Source organism: Staphylococcus schweitzeri (assembly GCF_002902405.1).
Classification (GTDB): domain Bacteria; phylum Bacillota; class Bacilli; order Staphylococcales; family Staphylococcaceae; genus Staphylococcus; species Staphylococcus schweitzeri.
This window is the reverse complement of record NZ_PPQS01000024.1, coordinates 1-1,629: the sequence shown is the minus strand read 5'-3', so window position 1 is coordinate 1,629 and position 1,629 is coordinate 1. Positions and strand designations below refer to the sequence as shown.

General features: G+C 50.2%; 1 rRNA gene. It reads left to right on the top strand.

The features are described 5' to 3' along the window. Positions 1-2: 2 nt before the first annotated feature. Positions 3-1,554, top strand: a 16S ribosomal RNA gene (locus CD116_RS04355). Positions 1,555-1,629 lie beyond the last annotated feature (75 nt).

Below are 1,629 nucleotides of genomic sequence, written 5' to 3'. Positions count from 1 at the left end.
TTTTTATGGAGAGTTTGATCCTGGCTCAGGATGAACGCTGGCGGCGTGCCTAATACATGCAAGTCGAGCGAACGGACGAGAAGCTTGCTTCTCTGATGTTAGCGGCGGACGGGTGAGTAACACGTGGATAACCTACCTATAAGACTGGGATAACTTCGGGAAACCGGAGCTAATACCGGATAATATTTTGAACCGCATGGTTCAAAAGTGAAAGACGGTCTTGCTGTCACTTATAGATGGATCCGCGCTGCATTAGCTAGTTGGTAAGGTAACGGCTTACCAAGGCAACGATGCATAGCCGACCTGAGAGGGTGATCGGCCACACTGGAACTGAGACACGGTCCAGACTCCTACGGGAGGCAGCAGTAGGGAATCTTCCGCAATGGGCGAAAGCCTGACGGAGCAACGCCGCGTGAGTGATGAAGGTCTTCGGATCGTAAAACTCTGTTATTAGGGAAGAACATATGTGTAAGTAACTGTGCACATCTTGACGGTACCTAATCAGAAAGCCACGGCTAACTACGTGCCAGCAGCCGCGGTAATACGTAGGTGGCAAGCGTTATCCGGAATTATTGGGCGTAAAGCGCGCGTAGGCGGTTTTTTAAGTCTGATGTGAAAGCCCACGGCTCAACCGTGGAGGGTCATTGGAAACTGGAAAACTTGAGTGCAGAAGAGGAAAGTGGAATTCCATGTGTAGCGGTGAAATGCGCAGAGATATGGAGGAACACCAGTGGCGAAGGCGACTTTCTGGTCTGTAACTGACGCTGATGTGCGAAAGCGTGGGGATCAAACAGGATTAGATACCCTGGTAGTCCACGCCGTAAACGATGAGTGCTAAGTGTTAGGGGGTTTCCGCCCCTTAGTGCTGCAGCTAACGCATTAAGCACTCCGCCTGGGGAGTACGACCGCAAGGTTGAAACTCAAAGGAATTGACGGGGACCCGCACAAGCGGTGGAGCATGTGGTTTAATTCGAAGCAACGCGAAGAACCTTACCAAATCTTGACATCCTTTGACAACTCTAGAGATAGAGCCTTCCCCTTCGGGGGACAAAGTGACAGGTGGTGCATGGTTGTCGTCAGCTCGTGTCGTGAGATGTTGGGTTAAGTCCCGCAACGAGCGCAACCCTTAAGCTTAGTTGCCATCATTAAGTTGGGCACTCTAAGTTGACTGCCGGTGACAAACCGGAGGAAGGTGGGGATGACGTCAAATCATCATGCCCCTTATGATTTGGGCTACACACGTGCTACAATGGACAATACAAAGGGCAGCAAAACCGCGAGGTCAAGCAAATCCCATAAAGTTGTTCTCAGTTCGGATTGTAGTCTGCAACTCGACTACATGAAGCTGGAATCGCTAGTAATCGTAGATCAGCATGCTACGGTGAATACGTTCCCGGGTCTTGTACACACCGCCCGTCACACCACGAGAGTTTGTAACACCCGAAGCCGGTGGAGTAACCTTTTAGGAGCTAGCCGTCGAAGGTGGGACAAATGATTGGGGTGAAGTCGTAACAAGGTAGCCGTATCGGAAGGTGCGGCTGGATCACCTCCTTTCTAAGGATATATTCGGAACATCTTCTTCAGAAGATGCGGAATAACGTGACATATTGTATTCAGTTTTGAATGTTT